The organism is Pseudomonas sp. Pc102 (assembly GCF_018408275.1).
GTDB classification, from domain to species: Bacteria; Pseudomonadota; Gammaproteobacteria; order Pseudomonadales; family Pseudomonadaceae; genus Metapseudomonas; species Metapseudomonas tohonis.
The window spans coordinates 3,028,307-3,044,338 of sequence record NZ_AP021905.1 but is presented as its reverse complement, the minus strand read 5'-3'; the positions used below and the strand labels follow the sequence as shown (position 1 = coordinate 3,044,338).

Sequence of the window (16,032 nt, the reverse complement as noted above, 5' to 3'; positions counted from 1 at the left end):
AAGCGCGTCGCCTCGGATCCCGGCGCCGCTCACTCAGGGCGCGGGTGCCTCGCCCCGGAAGCGCAGCAGCTCCTCGCGGGTCACCTTGCGGTCACCGTCCGAGTCCGCCAGCAGCATCAGGGCAACCGAGGCGTCCTCGTACTCCGGCCCGGTCACCTTGCCGTCGTGGTCGGCATCCCAGTACTCCAGCGTCTTCTGCGCCACCGAATTCAGCACCGGTGCCGGCCAGGCCATGTCCGGGCCGCTCTCGGCGACCATGTGCGCGGCGATCTCGTCCACGCCCACCACCCCGTCGCCGTTGCGATCGATGGCCGCGAAGGCCGCCGGCGCCGAGGCCCGCGCCTCCGCCACGGAGATCGCGCCATCACCGTCGGTGTCCTGCGAGCGGAAGATCGCCTCGACGTCGGCCGCCATCCCCTGGGGGGTGACCAGCAGCAGGGCGAACAACGGATGCACGAGGGAAGAACGCATGGCGGGCCCATCCTTTGCCGAGGTGGCAGCCGGGCGCCACAGGCACCCCGCTGGTGAGCGCTGGAATCTAGAGGCGCCATGGGCGGGGGGTCAATTAGCACACTCGCACTAGCCCAGGGCCGCGCGGAGCCGCCCCGGGTGAAGGGGTGCCTTCATCCCCTGCCCCATGACCTCCAAGGGGGCCGTTCGGGTCAGGAGTCGTTATCGGTCAACCGGCTCTGGCCCATCGCCTCGGACGGCCTGTACGCCATGCCCACCGAGCGCGGCGCGGTATGGACGAACCCGAACTGCGCATACAGGTCCTGCGCCTGGCCGTCTGCTATGAGGCTGACATAACCGCTCACCGGAACATGGGCTTGGATGTACTTGAGGATCTCGCCCATGATCCGTTTCCCCAGGCCCTTGCCCTGGTGCTCCCTGAGGACGGCGATGTCCACGACCTGGAAGAAACAGCCGCCATCACCGATGACCCGCCCCATCCCCACGGGCTGTTCCCCATGCAGGACCTGGACGGCGAAGAGCGTATTGGGCAGCCCTCGAGCCGCGGCCTCATCGGTCTTGCCGCTAAGGCCGGCGCCCAGGCGCAGGGCCTGGTAGACCTGGACCGATGGGGTTTCCAGCAGGCAGGCATAGTCAGTCAATCGAGTCACCGTATTCGAGTTTGATAGGGCCGGTCCCGGCGCCGGCCAGATGCGGCTCATGTCCTTGGATATCGCCCTGAGCCAGCGCCGAGATTACGTAACCGATGGCCGTCTGAACATGCCTTCGGGCGTCCGCGTGGCGACTAGCGCCGGGCCTGCCTGTCCACCGCCCGGAGAAACTCGGCCGCCAGGTGATGCGCCCACGAGCGCGCGGTGAACCCGGCGAGGTAGGCGCAGTGACTGCCCCGCCGGGTGACCGCCAGCACGGTCCTGGGCATGCGTGCCATGGCGTGCTGGTGGTCGCGCACGTTGCCCACCACGCACACCGGATCATCCTCGGCGTTGAGCACCAGCAGCGGGATGCTCACCGTCTCCATCACGGTGATCGGGTTGCAGCTCTCCAGGTAGGCCTGCTGGCTGGGGTAGCCCGCGCACTCGTACAGGTGCCGGTGGAATTCATCCAGGCTCTGCGCGCCCTCCAGGGCGGCGAGGCTGGGCAGGTGCGCCAGCGCTTCGCGGTTGGGGGCGACGAACTGGCGAACCAGCTTGCGCGCCATCAGTCGGGTGTAGGGCGCGCGCGAACGGGCGAAGGCCACGCGGATGTCGTAGCCCGGGCAGTAGGCGAAGGCGCCACGCAACGGCGTCGCCTCGCCCTCCTCGCCCAGGTAGCGGATCAGCAGTCCCGTGCCGGCGGAAATGCCCGCGGCGTAGAGCGGCGAGCGGGGGTAGCGCTCGCCGATCAGGCGCAGCTGCTCGCGCAGGTCCGCCGTGTCGCCCATGGTGTTGAAGCGCGGGCTGGTCAGCGGCAGCCGGCCGTGGCCACGGCGCTCGCAGAACACCACGCGCCAGCCGGTGAGCCGCTGCAGGTCCCGCACGAAGCCGCGCATGCTGTGGGGCGAGCCGGTGATGGTGTGCAGCACCACCAGGGTCGGCACCTCCGCCGGCAGCTCGGCGCCGAGCCAGTGCAGCGCCGTGGTGCCGCCATCGGCCATGCGCAGGGTGTCGACCCGGTCGTAGGCCAGGCGCGGGGCGAAGGCCTTCTTCAGGCCCAGGCCGAGCAGTTGCAGGTGGCCGTTGAACAGCCAGGGCGTCGCCCAGAAGCGCCGGGTGAGGCGCGGCACCTGGGCGATCAGCGCCTGGTTCTCCGGGTTGGCCTGGTAGACCAGCTCCGGCTTGCGCGCCGCCGTGCGCAGGTAGTGGGCGCCGAGCCCGACCGCCAGCACGGGCAAGGCGGTGATCCAGATCGACATCGGAACTCCTCAATCAGGCAGAAACCTGCCCCGGCAGGGGCCCATGCCCGCTCAGGTGCGCAGCTGGGCCCGGAGTATCTTGCCGATGGGCGACTTGGGCAATTGCGCGCGGAACTCGATGCGCTTGGGCACCTTGTACGCGGTCAGCCGCTCGCGGCAATGGTTGATCACAGCGCCTGCGTCGAGCCCCGGCCGGTGCAGCGCGACGAAGGCACAGAGCGCCTCCCCCGTGGCCTCGTCCGGCACGCCGATCACCGCCACTTCGCTGACGTCCGGGTGCTCGGCGATCACCGCCTCCACCTCGTTGGGGTACACGTTGAAGCCGGAGACCAGGACCATGTCCTTCTTGCGGTCGACGATGCGGATGTAGCCGTCCTCGTCCATCACCGCGATGTCGCCGGTGCGGAACCAGCCCTCGACGAAGGCCTCGCGGGTTTCCTCCGGGCGGTCGAGGTAGCGCTCGATGATGTGCGGGCCGCGCACCAGCAGCTCGCCGGGCGTGCCGGGCGCCAGTTCGCCCCCTTCGGCATCGGCGATGCGCACATCGCAGCCGGGCAGCGGCAGGCCGACGGTGCCCGGGCGCTCCTTGGGCCCCGGCGGGTTGAAGGCGACGAAGCAACAGCTCTCGGTCAGGCCGTAGCCTTCGAGGATCTGCCCCACCGTCGCCCGCCAGCGCTCGCCGGTGACCGGCCGCAGCGAGGTGCCGCCGGAGACCGCGAGCTTCAGATCCGGCGGGTTGGCCTGGAACCAGGGCTCGGCCAGCAACCCGGCGTAGAGGGTGTCCACCCCGGTCATCCAGAGCACCGGGAAGCGTTCGAAGGCCGGCTGCGCATTGGCCAGCGGGCGCGGGTTGGGCACCAGCAGGTTGCGCGCGCCACGGCGGAAGAACAGCAGGAAATTAAAGTTGAAGGCGAAGATGTGGTAGAGCGGCGGCAGGGTGACGATGGCCTCGCCCGGCTCGACCCGCGCGCCGAAGCCGGCGAGGTAGTCCTCGGCCATGCGCAGTACCGCCTGCAGGTTGGCGTGGGTCAGCACCGCGCCCTTGCTCCTGCCCGTAGTGCCGCCGGTGTACTGGTACAGGGCGACGGGGTGCTGCCGCAGCGCCACGTCCGCCGATTGCCCGAGCTCCAGCGCCTGGCTGAAATGCTGGAACGCCACCTGTGGCGTCAGGTCGCCGCCGGCCTGCGCTTCGAGCACGTGCTGGATGGCGCGGGCCTGGGGCTCGGGGAAGAAGTCGCTGAGGCGGGTCAGCACCAGGGCGATGCCGCGTTGCTCGACCACCGGCTGCGCGCGCTGGGCGAACAGGTCGCAGGCCACGAGCAGCTTGGCGCCGCTGTCGGCCAGTTGCGCGTCCAGCTCGCGCTCGGTGTACAGCGGGTTGACGTTGGTGACGATCAGCCCGGCCTTCCAGGCGCCCAGCACCGCGATGGGATAGTGCAGGCTGTTGGGCAGTTGCAGCGCCACCACATCGCCAACCTGCAGGCCCTGCTCGCGCACCAGGTAGGCGGCGAAGGCGCTGGACAGGCGCTCGGTCTCGCTGAAGGAGAGATCGGCGTGCAGGCCATTGGGCAGCACCAGGGTGAACGCCGGAGCCTCGGCGAAGCGCTGCGCCGCGTCCCGGGCGAACGCCGCGAGGTTGCCCGCGAGCGCCCCGGGGTCGAGGCGGTAGCCCTGCAGGTGCGGTGGATAGTGTTTTTCCCAACGGCGGGTGGTCATCCTCATGCTCCTTTTGTTGTTCTTGTCGGGGTGGGTTGCCGGCGAGCGGCCCGCGATGACGAGCCGCCCGCGCCGCGTTACAGCAGGATTTCGATGTCCCCGGTGGGGAACGCCACGCAGGCGTAGATCCAGCCGAAGTCGCGGTCGGACTGGCGCAGGTGCGCCTCCTGCGGGTTGAACACGGAGCCTGCCAGCAGCTTGACCCGGCACAGGCTGCACTCGCCCGAGCGGCAGGCGTTCTCCACGAAGTAGCCGTTGCGCTCCAGGGCATTGAGCAGGGGCTCGCCGACCTGGCTGCGGAAGCTGCCACGGCCGCGCACGGTGACCTGCACTTCATCCTCCAGCGCCACGCCCGCCGGCCAGCCGGCCTGCTGGTCCGGGGCCTTGGGCGCACCGTTGGCCTCGACCCGGATGCGCCGCCGGGCCACGCCCAGCTCGCCGAGCAGTGCCACGCAGCTGTCGTTGAACGGCGTCGGCCCGCAGATGTAGAACATCCGCTCGCCGACCTCGCCCAACAGCGCCCGGAGCATTTCCAGGGTCAGGCGACCGCTGTGCCCGGCATAGCCTGCCGGCGGGCGCGAGATCACTTCGCTGAGGGTGAAGTTGGCGTGGCGCACGGCCAGTTCGCGCAGCTCCTCGGCGAAGATCACGTCGTCCACATGGCTGTTCACGTAGACCATGTGCAAGCGCTGCGGCAGCTGGCGGTCGAGGATGTTCAGCAGGATGCTGCGGGCCGGCGCCGCGCCCGAGCCACCGGCGAGGAACACCAGGTCGTCGCCATGGAACAGCGGGTTGTGGTGGAAGGTGCCCATCGGCCCGGAGCTGGTCAGGCGCTGCCCCACGCTCACGCCATCGAGCAGGTAGTGGGAGACGAAGCCGCCCTGGGCCCGCTTCACCGTCAGGTCGTAGTGCATGCGCTGCAGCGGCGAGGAGGACATGGCGTAGGGCCGGGCCGTGTGCACTCCGTCGATCTCGACGAACAGGTTGACGTACTGGCCCGCCTGGAACGGCGGCAGCGGCTGGCCGTCGGCCGCCACCAGGCGCAGGGTGCGGGTGCTCGGGGTCTCGTCGATGATCTCGGCCACCTCCAGCGCCAGGCGCTTGGGGTGCAGCTGCACCACGGTGCTGCCCACCTCGCCGCGCACTTCCTGGAAGTCGCTGCCACCCTCCTCCAGCACCAGCTTGGCGGCGAAGGCCTCGGCGTAGCCGGCGATCGCATTCAACGGGTTGTGCTCAGGCATGGGCCACCTCTTTCTTCGCCTTCAGGTGCTTGAGTACGGCGCGGGCGGTGGATTCGCCGGCCATGTAGGTGGGCTGGAAACCGCCCATGGAGGTCCAGGCGCCGGCCATGTACAGGCCCGGTACCGCATCCAGGCGCTCGCGCAGCAGCGCCGAGTCCTGCGCGCTCTGCTGGAAGCCGTAGATGGCGCCGCCGGGCGTGTTGAGGTAGCGCATCATGGTCAGCGGCGTGGCCACCTCGACCTCTTCGATGTACTGGCGCACCTTCGGATAGACCTTCTCGATCACCGCGATGAGCTTCTCGGCGAAGGCGTACTTGGTCTGCGCGTAGTCTTGCGGCTTCACCGACTTCCACACATCGCCGTATTGCAGGCAGACCAGCACCACCTGGCTCTTGCCCTCGGGGGCGGCGCTCGGGTCCTCCAGGTTGTAGCAGGTGAGCATGCCGCCCAGCGGCGGCTCCAGGCTGCCCATGCGCGCGTGGATCTGCTCCTCGTCGAGGGTCTCGTAGATGAAGCTGGAAGCGGTGGTCACCCCCAGCTCCTGCGGCGTGCAGTCCAGGCCGAGGTAGATCACGAAGGCCGAGGTGCCCATGCGCCGCGACTTGAAGTCCTGCCGCACCTTCGACGGCGGGTGCGGCAGGTCGAGCAGCTCGTTGAAGGTGATCAGCGGGCTGGCGTTGGACACCACCGCGTCGCAACCGACCCGCTCGCCGTCTTCCAGGGTGACACCGCAGATGCGCCCATCCTCGGTGTGGATCCGCTCCACGGCGCAGTTGAAGCGCACCTCGCCACCCGCTTCGAGGAAGGACCCCACCAGCGCGTTGGACATGGCCTGGGAGCCGCCCTTGATGTGCCAGGGTTTGAACACCGCATAGGCGTAGAGCATGGTCGCGAGATCGGCGAAGGGCAGCATGCTCGGCGGCACGCCGAGGTAGAGCCAGTAGGTGGCGAGGATGTTCTTCAGCTTGGCGTCTGCGAAGAACTCGTCCAGCACCTCCCGCGCCGGGCGGAAGCCGTACTGCACGTAGTACGGGCACAGCGACCTGAGCATCGCCTCGCTGTCGCCGCGGCTGGCCTGCGGCAGGGTCATGAAGCTTTCCAGGGTGACCTTCTCGCACACCAGCATGAAGCGCTCGATGGCCTCGCTTTCGGCGGGGTACATGCCCTGCAGCAGGCGGCGGATGCCCGACCAGCTGGCCGGCAGGGTGACGTCCAGCTCACCGGGCACCGCCAGGCGGTACAGGGCGTGCTCCTGGATGAACTCGACCTTGTCCAGCACCCCGAGCTTGTCGAAGAATTTCCGCATCACGAACGGCTTGTCCTCGGTGCCCAGGCCGCTGAGCTGGTGCAGCGCCACCTCGAACTCGAAGTTGCCGCGCACGAAGGAGGTCGCGCAGCCCCCGGGAATGTTGTGGCGCTCCACCAGCAGGGTGCGGCTGCCGCCCCGCTGCAGCGCAGTGGCGGCGGTCAGCCCGGCGTTGCCGGCGCCGATCACCACGGCGTCGTAATGCGTCATCGATCACCTCGAACTTATCAACGATAAGATTTGGTTGGAAAAAAGGCCTCAGAAGGTTTCCTGCAGTTCGAGAAGGTCGGGGAACTGCGCCGGCGTCCCCGTCGCCCGCGCGCCCACCGAACGCAGAATGTCCTGGCCGCTGAGGATGGCGCTCTGCAGCAGAACGGTGTGCTGCAGGGATTCGTAGACGCCGTGGTCACGGCTGTAGAGCATCGCGCGCTTGATCCCGTTGATCGCCACCGGCGGGCGCTCGGCGATCCTGCGGGCGGCGGCGAAGGCCCCCTCCAGCAGCGCCTCGGGCGTGGCGAAGAGCTTGGCCAGCAGACCCAGGCGGTAGGCTTCGGCGGCGCCCAGGGTGTCCCCGGTCAACGCCAGGTAGCGCGCCACGCCGGCCGGGATCAGCCGTGGCAGGCGCTGCAGCACGCCCAGGTCGGCCATCATGCCGACGTTGGTTTCTTCGATGCGGAAGGTGGCCGCCTCGCTGGCGAAGCACAGGTCGCAGGCGGCGATCAGGTCGAAGCCGCCGCCGATGCAGGCGCCCTGCACCGCCGCGATCACCGGGAAGCGCGCCTGCTCCAGGGCATTCAGCGCCCCCTGCATGCGCTCCAGGTTGACCTGCAGCAGCTCCCGCTCCTGCGGGCTGCTGGCATGGAATTCCTTGGCCGTGGAGAACATCTGCATGTCCAGGCCGCCACAGAACGTCTTGCCCTGCGCCGAAATGACCAGCGCCCGCACCTGGCCGGAACGGCTCAGGCGCCCTACCGCTTCCGGCAGCTCGCTCCAGAAGGCCCGCGTCAGGCTGTTGGCCTTGTCGGGGCGGTTGAGTTGCAGGTGGGCGACGCCGCTGTCGACGCTGAGCGCGAAACACGCGTAGGTTGAATCCATGGGATGCACCTCTGGGATGAATGTTAGCGATGCTAAGATTTAAATCTTAGCACCGTCAAGATATTTCCCGATGCTAAGATCGCCCCGCCCCGACCCCCCGGAACAAAGGCCCCGCCCCGCATGAGCAAGACACCCCAGCGTGCCCGCGATACCTACCACGTCGGCAACCTCGCCCCGCAGCTGCTGCAGGCCGCGCGGGAGATGCTCGAGGAAGTGGGGCCGACCAAGCTGTCGCTGCGCGCGGTCTCGGAGCGGGTCGGCGTCAGCTCCACGGCCGCCTACCACCACTACGCCAACCGCGCCGAACTGGTGGGCCAACTGGCCGCCCAGGGCTTTCGTGAACTGGGCATCGCGCTGCGCCGGGAAGACAAGGGCAATGCCGGCCTGCAGAAGCTGCGCGACGCCAGCCTGGCCTACTTCAGCTTCGCCCGCGCCAACCCCGCGCTGTACCAGCTGATGTTCGGCCCGGAGCTGGGTGGTGATGACCTGTCCGTGGACTACCGCGAAGCCCGCGACGAGGCCTTCGGCGAGCTCAAGCGCATCATCGCCGAGATACTCGGACAAGGACTGGACAGCGCCGAAGTCCGCCGCGCCGCCCTGGCGGGCTGGTCCTACACCCACGGCCTGGCCTCCCTGGTCATCCACGGCGTGCTGCAACTGCCCGACTCCACCAGCGACGCCCGCTTCGTCGACAGCACCCTCAAGGGCTTCGAGCACCTGTTCCAGGTCGGGGGATAGGTCGCTGCGGAGTCGAGCGGCACGCAACGAACGGAACACCACTGCACGAAAACAAAGCCGCCGAGTTGGATGCGCTCGGCTGTTTTCCGGCCGTGCCTGTGCTAAAAAAGCCGCCCGGACCATCTGGCCGATCAGCGCTGACAAAGGAGCGACAAGCATGGGCAACTACTCACGGAGCGGAATCGCGTTGGCGCTGCTGCTGGCTGCGGGCACCGCGCTCGCCGAAGAGCCGGCGCAGAGCACCAGCGCCCTCAAGGAATCAGCCAAGGCCGCGGTTTCCTCGGCCATCTCCGCCGGCAAGAACCTGATCGGCGGCGCGACGGAAGGCGTCACCCAGGGCCGCGAATCCGCCCAGGGCGCGGACGGCGCCACGTCCATTTCCCAACTCGACCAGTTGGAAGGCAAGGTCGAGGTCAAGCTGCTGAAGGTCGAGGCCGTCGACGACAATCTCAGCGCCGTACTCGGTTTCAAGAACCTCACCGACAAGCCCTTGCGCCTGATCAACCTCACCCACAACGGCGCCCTGCTGGCCATCGACCAGGACGACTACTCCACCAACCTGGTGCCGATGGAAAACGTCGATGAAGTCACCGTGCCGCCGAAGACCGGCGTACGCCAGAAGTTCCTGTTCCAGGGCCCGGTGGAAGGGCCGAAGTCGGTGCGCCTGTGGGGGCGGAACTACAGCACCCAGTAAGCCCGTACCGGCCCTGCGACTCGCGGCCTGGACTCCGACGCGACAACCCGCAGATCGGCGTGGGCAGATGCAGTCATCGCCAGGGGCACCGGCGGAGTCGGTGCCCCTTTGTTCCGGACGTCCCTACCCCAGTCCCTCGGCGCCCCTCGCCCTGCGGTGACCCCTGCAGGCCTCGATGCAGGCCCTGGAACCGTTCAGGAAATTGCCTTCCCGGCATACATGTGACTACGATTCGCAATATCAAATCGCCACGACTAACGGCGTGAAAGCGCTCGTGCACGCCAGCATGAGCGCTTCCGTCGTTTCACGGTGCCAGGCTCCTGCCGCTCTCCTCCCATGTACGCGAACTCCATGGTCACCACCGTCATCCTCGGCATGCTCTGCGTGCACCTGCTCTGCTTCTGCGTCATGTTCCTGCTGATCAGCGCCCGGCTGAACGGCAAGAAGATGGGCATGGAGGTCTTCGCGCTGGGCAACCTGCTGCTCGGGCTCGCCTACATCCTGCAGTTGCTGGGTGGGCCCGCAGGCTGGGGATTAATGAGTGTCGTCAACCACACGCTGACCCTGTGCGCCCCCGTCGCCTATGTCCTGGGCGCGCTGCGCTTCTTCGATCGCCCGACTCCCGTGTTGCGTCCGCTGCTGGCGCTGGCGGCCGGCTACACGGCGGCTCAGGCGGTGGTACAGGCGACGCTCGGCGACGAAGCGCGTCACGCCCTGCTGGCGGGTTCCTGTACCGCGCTGTTCCTGGCCATGATGGTGGCCGTGCTCCGTGCCGGGTGGACCGTCGCCAGGGACCTGCGCGTGGAAATGGTGGTGTTCGCCGTGCTGATCGGCGGCATCTGCGCCCTCAATGCCGCGAAGCTGGTGATGATCCTCTCCGGCGGCATGGCGACGCTGGACCTGAACACCGGCTTCCAGAAGACCTTCTACCTCTACATGTCGTTCCTCGGCACCGTGCTGCCGCCCTGCGCGGTCTGGCTGGTGCTGCGCCGCCTCACCGACGAGCTGCGCACCATGGCCGCCCACGACCCGCTCACCCGGCTGCTGAACCGGCGAGGCCTGATGGATGGGCTGGAGGCGCACTTCCGCATACGCGGCGCCGGGCCGGCGCACCTGCTGATCGTGGATATCGACCACTTCAAGCGCATCAACGACACCCATGGCCACAAGGTGGGGGACCTCGTCCTCTGCCGCGTCGCCGAGGTCCTCAAGGCCACCGCTCGCCAGGACGATCTGGTCTGCCGGCTGGGTGGCGAGGAGTTCGTGCTCATCAGCCTCGGTACCGACAGGGCCGGCGCCCTCCAGTTGGCCGAACGCACGCGGGCGGCGATCGAACGCAGCGAGGTGCCCGGCATCGAGCAGGGACAGCCGATCCGCTGCACGGCCACCATCGGCGTCTCGGATGACTTCACCCACCCCCAGGCGCTCGATGACTCCCTGCAGCAGGCGGATGCCGCGCTCTACCGGGGCAAGGAGTCGGGGCGCAATCGCGTCGAGCCGGCCCTGGCACAACAGCCTGCCACCTAGGCCAGCCGCCACCATCGCCTGGGCGGCGCCCTGCTCTACAGGTACCAACGGTATTCGTTCGCTCCGATGTCCTGCATGAAGGCCAGGTGGTCCTGGCGCTTGTTCTCGCAGTAGACATCGACGAACTCCGCCCCCAGCCCTTCGCGCAGTTCCGGACGGTGCTGCATGGCGTGAACCGCCTCGATCATTTCCTGGGGGAACACGAGGCCGCCGACCGGGTTTTCCTCCGGCTCGCACTGGCGCTCCAACCCGGCCTCCATTCCGCAGAGGATGGTCGCCAGCACCAGATAGGGATTGGCATCGGCACCGGCCAGTCGGTGCTCGATGCGCAGGTTGTGCCGGTCCGATTCGGGAATTCGCAGGCAGGCGTTGCGGTCCTCGAAGCCCCAGCCAGCCCACACAGCACCGCGGTAACGGCGCAGCGCGTTGTGGTTCGGCGCGAAGACGGGCATGCAATGCGGCAGCAGCTCCAGGCAACCGGCTACCGCATGCCGCAATGCCAGCTGCCGTCCGACCGCCAGCAGGTTGTCACCCGCTTCGTCGTAGAGGCTGACATGTACGTGCATGCCGCTGCCCGCGTGCTGCAGGTAGGGCTTGGCCATGAAACTGGCGCGGTAGCCATGCTTGAGCGCCACGCCTCTGGTGCTGCGACAGAACAGGGCCGCCCAGTCGGCTGCCCGCAGGGCGTTGGCGAGGTGGCCGAAATTGATCTCGAACTGGCCGGGTCCACGTTCGGCGGTGATGGTCGTGGCGTCGATACCCTGCGCGCGAGCCGTTTCGACCATCTCATCGAGCACCACGGAAAAACGCGACACGCGCTCAATGTGCATGTTCGGCTGGTCGTCCGCATCGCCCGTCAGCGGATCGCGAGGAAACTGCGGCAGGCCTTCGCTCAATTGAGCGGCGAACAGATAGAACTCCAGTTCGAAAGCCACCACCGGATGGATGCCCTTGCCCCGCAGGCGCGCCAGCACCCGCGCCAGGACCTCACGAGGCTCGAAGACGATGGGTGCCTCGGTGCCCTCCGAGGTGATCAGCATCTGCCCCAGCGGCTGCGCCTCCCAGCCGACCGGCTTCAAGGTGCCAGGGACCAGGCGACGCCGGGCATCCGGGTCGCCATCGTTGAAGCAGTACCGGCCGATCTCGAACATCCCACCCTGCGCCCCCAGTAACACGCAGTTCTGTGGCAGCCTGAAGGTACTTCCCGCCGCCACCTTCTCGAGCAGCTCAACGGGATAGCGCTTGCCGTAGAAATGCCCCGGGATGTCCAGGGAGATCAGGTCGACATGGCGCACCTGCGGGTGCTGCGCACGGAAGGCGCGCACCTCGGCCAGCAGGTCGGAGCAGAGGGAATCCACGTTTGCTTCTCCTACGATCCGCATCAGGGTGACCGGACAGGGCCCTGGGTCACCGGGTCCATTGCGCGCTGCGGTGTTCAGTATGACGGTGCGTCGCCCGCCCTCGGGACAGACAGGGCGAATGGCGCGACGGGCGCCAGTCCAGCCCCCATCACAGGGCACGGACTGACGACCTGGACCACAGCAAGGTTCATCGGCTCACCAGGGGCCGCTGCCTTGCCACGCGGTTCGTACCAGGGGTTCTGGATGTCAGGGCCGGACGGACCCTGCCCAGCGCTGCGCGGGTGTGGGTAGGCGTCGACGGGCGTAGTCACCGCCGCCGCCAGGGCGAAAGCGAGGCCCGTGAGCAGGCTTCGAGGCATGGTGTTCAACATGGGATCACATCTTCTCTAGGTGGCCGGGCAGGCTTGCGCAAGGTGCGAGGCTGGCCCGCTGGGTCGCATCGAGAATCCGCTGCTACTGCGTTACGAAGCTAGATGGCCAAGGCGGCGGGTCATAAAGAATCCGTAGAAACAGCCGCGCGGGAACGACCAGCCAGCCCCCGAGCCCATACATCAAGTTGCTCGGGAAGCGGCTCCGGGCAGCTCGCCCTGGGCACGCAGGTACTCCGAGGGCGCCACGCCTTCCCATTGCCTGAACGCCCGCCGGAAGTTGGCCACGTCGCTATAGCCGAGCACCTGGGCGATCTCCTCCACCGAGAGCCGCCCGGCCCTGATGTGCTCCAGGGCAAGCGCATGGCGGACTTCCTTGAGTACCTGCTTGTAGCTGGTGCCCTCGGCCAGCAGGCGGCGGTGCAGCGTGCGCGGTGTCATGCACAGAAGTCGCGCAGTGACGACCAGGCTCGGGAAGGCGTTCTGCCGCTCCAGGATGAGCCGACGGACCCGGCCCCCCAGGGAGCTCGTTTCCCCCAGTTTCCTCAGCTCGCGCTGGCAGATCAGCTCCGCCTCCCGGAAGGCGGCCGGGTCGGCCATGCGCAGCGGGGTATCGAGCAGCGCCGTGGTGAGGGTGAAGGCGGCCCGGGGTTGCGCGTAGCACACGGTGCAGCCGTAAATCTGGCTGGCCAGCTCGGCGTAGGCCGGCTCGGGAAACGGGAGGCTGATCCGGCTGATCGCCCCGCCGCCCGGGGTGATGGCGTCGAAGATGTTCTTCACCGCCAGCATCACCGCCTCGATCACGGTTTGCTCGATCGCCCCGAGCGGATGGGTGGGCACGAACCGCAAGTGCTCCTGCTGCGCCGCTTCATCCTGTTCGAGCTGCACCCGCACCAGGGTGATGCGCACGGCGAGGTAGCGCTCCAGCAGCTCGACGACCTGGCGCAACGAGCCGCCCTGGAGCGCGGCGAAACCGAGTGCGCCATGGGTGCCGACACCCAGCCGCTCGCCGATCAGCAGCCCCAGCGCCGGCTGCTCGCTCAAGCGCAACGCCTGCTGGATGAGTTCGCCGAACAGCTCGACCCGGGGCTGGTAGTGCGGGTCATCCAGCTGTTCGAGCCCAACGCCGCAATGGCCGAGCCACTCGGCGGGCGCCACGCCCATCACCCGCAGTTGCTCGGCGATCTGTCGCAGGTACTGCACGGGAAGCAGGAAGTCAGGCATCGGCGTCTGTATTTCGCGGGGGTGGGCAGGGAAAAAGTGTCAATTAATGACCCCTACAATGTCAATTGAGGCCCTCTCCGGGCAGCACGCAACGCCCCTAGGATTCAGCCGTCCCGACCTAACAATCACAACAGGAGGACGCATGTTTGCATTCCTTTCCAGGCATCGCCCGAGCACCGTGCGGGTCAACGATGTCGAGATCAGGGCGAACCCCAGGGAGACCCTGCTGCACGCCGCGTTGCGCCACGGTATCGACTTCCCACACAGCTGCCGGGTCGGCGGTTGCGCCACCTGCAAGTGCCGGCTGGTAGCGGGCCGCGTGCGCGAGCTGACCGAGGCCAGCTACATCCTCGACGACGAGGCGCTCGACCAGGGCTACATCCTCGCCTGCCAGAGCGTGCCGCTGGGGGACCTGCGCATCGAGGTCGACCTCACACGCCACACGGCCATGCGCCGGGTGCGCGGCAAGGTCGTCGGCCAGGCGAGACTCACCCACGACATCACCCGGCTGGTCGTGCAGTTGCAGGAAGCGTTGCCCTACAAGGCGGGCCAGTATGCGGCGCTGACGCTCGATGCCTTGCCCGGCCAGCCGCGCCTGTTCTCCTTCGCAACGCCCCCGCGCCCGGATGGCCAGGTGGCCTTCTTCATCCGCAAGGTGCCCGGCGGATCGTTCACTGGCCTGGTCGACGAGCGCTCGCTGCTCGGCCAGGGCCTGAGCCTGGAGGGGCCGCAGGGCGAGTTCCACCTGCGTCCTTCGGCAGCACCGCTGCTGATGGTGGGCGGTGGCAGCGGCCTCGCACCCTTGCTGGCGATCCTGCAGGGCGCCCTGGCCGGCAACCCCGGGCGCCCCGCCACGCTGCTGTTCGGCGCGCGCCAGGAGCACGACCTCTACGCCCTGGACGAAATCGCCAGCCTCGCCGCGCAGTGGCCCGCCCCCTTCCGCTTCGTCCCGGTGCTGTCGGAGAGCACACCAGATACGCGCTGGAGCGGCGCACGCGGCCTGGTCACCGAGCACATCCCGGCGCTGTTGGAGACGGGTGCGCACGCCTACCTGTGCGGCCCGCCCGGGATGATCGACAGCGCCACCGCCCTGCTCCGCGAGCTGGGGCTGCCACCCGGCGCCCTCCACGCCGACCGCTTCACCACGGCCCCGCACCCGGCGACCGTTGGCGCCTGAACCCTACAACAAGAGAAACCGCCATGAATCCGTTGCACTACCTCAAATTCTTCCTGTTCCACTTCGTCGGGCTGCTCGCCGTGTTGTCGCTGCTCGCCGGCGGCCCCTGGACGACCGGTGGGCTGCTGGCCGTCCTGGCCTTCTACCTGATCGGCGATGCGTTCGCGGGGGACGACACCAGCACCCCATGCTTCAAGTACCCTGCCATCCTCACCGCCCAGCTCTGGCTGGCCCTGCCATTGCTGGGCCTGATCGTCTTCACGGCGCTCTGGAGCGTCAGCGAGGGCGACCCGCTGGGCTTCGGCGCCGCCCTGGGCCGCCTGAGCGGGCATGACCTGCTCGCCGCCCGCGACGCCACCACCATCGGCCACCACCTCTCCGCCTGGCTGCTCACCGGGCTGATGATCGGCATGATCGGCACCATCACCGCCCATGAACTCACCCATCGCACCTGGGACCCGGTCTCCATGCTGATCGGGCGCTGGCTGCTGGCCTTCAGCTTCGACACGGTGTTCTCCATCGAGCACGTCTATGGCCATCACCGCTACGTCTCCACCACCGAAGACCCGGCCACGGCACCCCGTGGGCGCAACGTCTATGTCCATGTGCTCGCCTCGACGCTCAAGGGCAACCTGAGCGCCTGGCGCATCGAAAGGCGCCGGCTCGCCCGCAAGGGGCAGAGCCTGTTCGGCTGGCACAACGCCGTGCTGCGCGGGCATGGCATGAGCCTGCTGCTGGTGGCGGTCGCCTTCGGCATCGGCGGCTGGCCGGCGGCGCTGTTCTTCGTGGCCTGCGCGCTGTGGGGGAAGGCATTGCTGGAGATCGTCAACTACATGGAGCACTACGGCATGGTCCGCAACCCGGCCACCCCGGTGCAGCCTCGCCACTCCTGGAACACCAACCGGCGCATCAGCTCGTGGGCCATGTTCAACCTGACCCGCCACTCCCATCACCATGCCCAGGGCGAAGTGCCCTACCAGGAGCTGCGCCCCTTCCCGGACGCACCGATGATGATCGGCGGCTACCTGACCACCATCCTGGTGGCGATGATCCCGCCGCTGTGGCACCGCCTGATGACGCCCAAGGTGCTGGCCTGGGACCGTGACTTCGCCAGCGAGGAAGAACTCCGGCTGGCGAACGAGGCGAACCGGCGCAGCAGGATACCCGCGATGGTGGCGATGGCGAACGAGGCCTGATCGAAGGGTTGTCGGATGCAACGAGCG

At 68.1% G+C, this 16,032-nt stretch carries 14 protein-coding genes; 5 read left to right on the top strand and 9 right to left on the bottom strand.

Going from position 1 to position 16,032, the window contains the following annotated elements; all coding sequences use genetic code 11:
• Window positions 1-33 precede the first annotated feature (33 nt).
• The 7 genes from PHLH3_RS14120 to PHLH3_RS14090 form a co-directional block, all read right to left on the bottom strand.
• Window positions 34-471: an EF-hand domain-containing protein gene (locus PHLH3_RS14120; RefSeq protein WP_213630011.1), complete on the bottom strand. Its 438-nt coding sequence runs from the start codon at window positions 469-471 to the stop codon at window positions 34-36.
• A gap of 191 nt (window positions 472-662) precedes the next feature.
• Window positions 663-1,112: a GNAT family N-acetyltransferase gene (locus tag PHLH3_RS14115; protein WP_244863039.1), complete on the bottom strand. Its 450-nt coding sequence runs from the start codon at window positions 1,110-1,112 to the stop codon at window positions 663-665.
• Window positions 1,113-1,255: 143 nt separating this feature from the next.
• Window positions 1,256-2,362 (bottom strand): alpha/beta fold hydrolase, encoded by a 1,107-nt coding sequence (locus PHLH3_RS14110; protein ID WP_213630009.1) that lies wholly within the window; start codon window positions 2,360-2,362, stop codon window positions 1,256-1,258.
• 51 nt (window positions 2,363-2,413) lie between these two features.
• Complete coding sequence (locus PHLH3_RS14105; protein WP_244863038.1) at window positions 2,414-4,078, bottom strand: AMP-binding protein; 1,665 nt, start codon at window positions 4,076-4,078, stop codon at window positions 2,414-2,416.
• Between the two features lie 77 nt (window positions 4,079-4,155).
• On the bottom strand, window positions 4,156-5,319 hold the full coding sequence (locus tag PHLH3_RS14100; RefSeq protein ID WP_213630005.1) for an FAD-binding oxidoreductase: 1,164 nt from the start codon (window positions 5,317-5,319) through the stop codon (window positions 4,156-4,158).
• Window positions 5,312-6,835, bottom strand: coding sequence for an NAD(P)/FAD-dependent oxidoreductase (locus tag PHLH3_RS14095; protein ID WP_213630003.1), 1,524 nt, complete (start codon window positions 6,833-6,835; stop codon window positions 5,312-5,314). Before PHLH3_RS14095 ends, PHLH3_RS14100 begins: the two co-directional genes overlap by 8 nt.
• Window positions 6,836-6,883: 48 nt before the next feature.
• Window positions 6,884-7,720 (bottom strand): enoyl-CoA hydratase-related protein, encoded by an 837-nt coding sequence (locus tag PHLH3_RS14090; RefSeq protein ID WP_213630001.1) that lies wholly within the window; start codon window positions 7,718-7,720, stop codon window positions 6,884-6,886.
• 120 nt (window positions 7,721-7,840) lie between these two features.
• Here PHLH3_RS14090 and PHLH3_RS14085 point away from each other — a divergent pair, with 120 nt between their 5' ends.
• From PHLH3_RS14085 to PHLH3_RS14075, 3 genes are all read left to right on the top strand, one after another.
• Entirely contained in the window at window positions 7,841-8,458 is a 618-nt protein-coding gene (locus PHLH3_RS14085) for a TetR/AcrR family transcriptional regulator (protein ID WP_213629999.1), read from the top strand.
• Window positions 8,459-8,615: 157 nt separating this feature from the next.
• A complete protein-coding gene (locus PHLH3_RS14080) occupies window positions 8,616-9,152 on the top strand; it encodes a hypothetical protein (RefSeq protein WP_213629997.1) in 537 nt (178 codons plus the stop codon).
• Between the two features lie 336 nt (window positions 9,153-9,488).
• Window positions 9,489-10,679: a GGDEF domain-containing protein gene (locus tag PHLH3_RS14075; RefSeq protein WP_244863037.1), complete on the top strand. Its 1,191-nt coding sequence runs from the start codon at window positions 9,489-9,491 to the stop codon at window positions 10,677-10,679.
• Window positions 10,680-10,714: 35 nt separating this feature from the next.
• Here the strand turns inward: PHLH3_RS14075 and PHLH3_RS14070 are convergent, their stop codons facing one another.
• Complete coding sequence (locus tag PHLH3_RS14070; RefSeq protein ID WP_213629995.1) at window positions 10,715-12,037, bottom strand: glutamine synthetase family protein; 1,323 nt, start codon at window positions 12,035-12,037, stop codon at window positions 10,715-10,717.
• Between the two features lie 554 nt (window positions 12,038-12,591).
• A complete protein-coding gene (locus tag PHLH3_RS14065) occupies window positions 12,592-13,632 on the bottom strand; it encodes an AraC family transcriptional regulator (protein ID WP_213629993.1) in 1,041 nt (346 codons plus the stop codon).
• Between the two features lie 142 nt (window positions 13,633-13,774).
• Here PHLH3_RS14065 and PHLH3_RS14060 point away from each other — a divergent pair, with 142 nt between their 5' ends.
• Together PHLH3_RS14060 and PHLH3_RS14055 are read left to right on the top strand one after the other, a co-directional pair.
• The gene (locus tag PHLH3_RS14060) at window positions 13,775-14,809 is read left to right on the top strand and encodes a 2Fe-2S iron-sulfur cluster binding domain-containing protein (RefSeq protein ID WP_213629991.1); all 1,035 of its coding nucleotides are present in this window, start codon (window positions 13,775-13,777) and stop codon (window positions 14,807-14,809) included.
• Between the two features lie 23 nt (window positions 14,810-14,832).
• The gene (locus tag PHLH3_RS14055) at window positions 14,833-16,005 is read left to right on the top strand and encodes an alkane 1-monooxygenase (RefSeq protein ID WP_213629989.1); all 1,173 of its coding nucleotides are present in this window, start codon (window positions 14,833-14,835) and stop codon (window positions 16,003-16,005) included.
• Window positions 16,006-16,032: the final 27 nt, after the last annotated feature.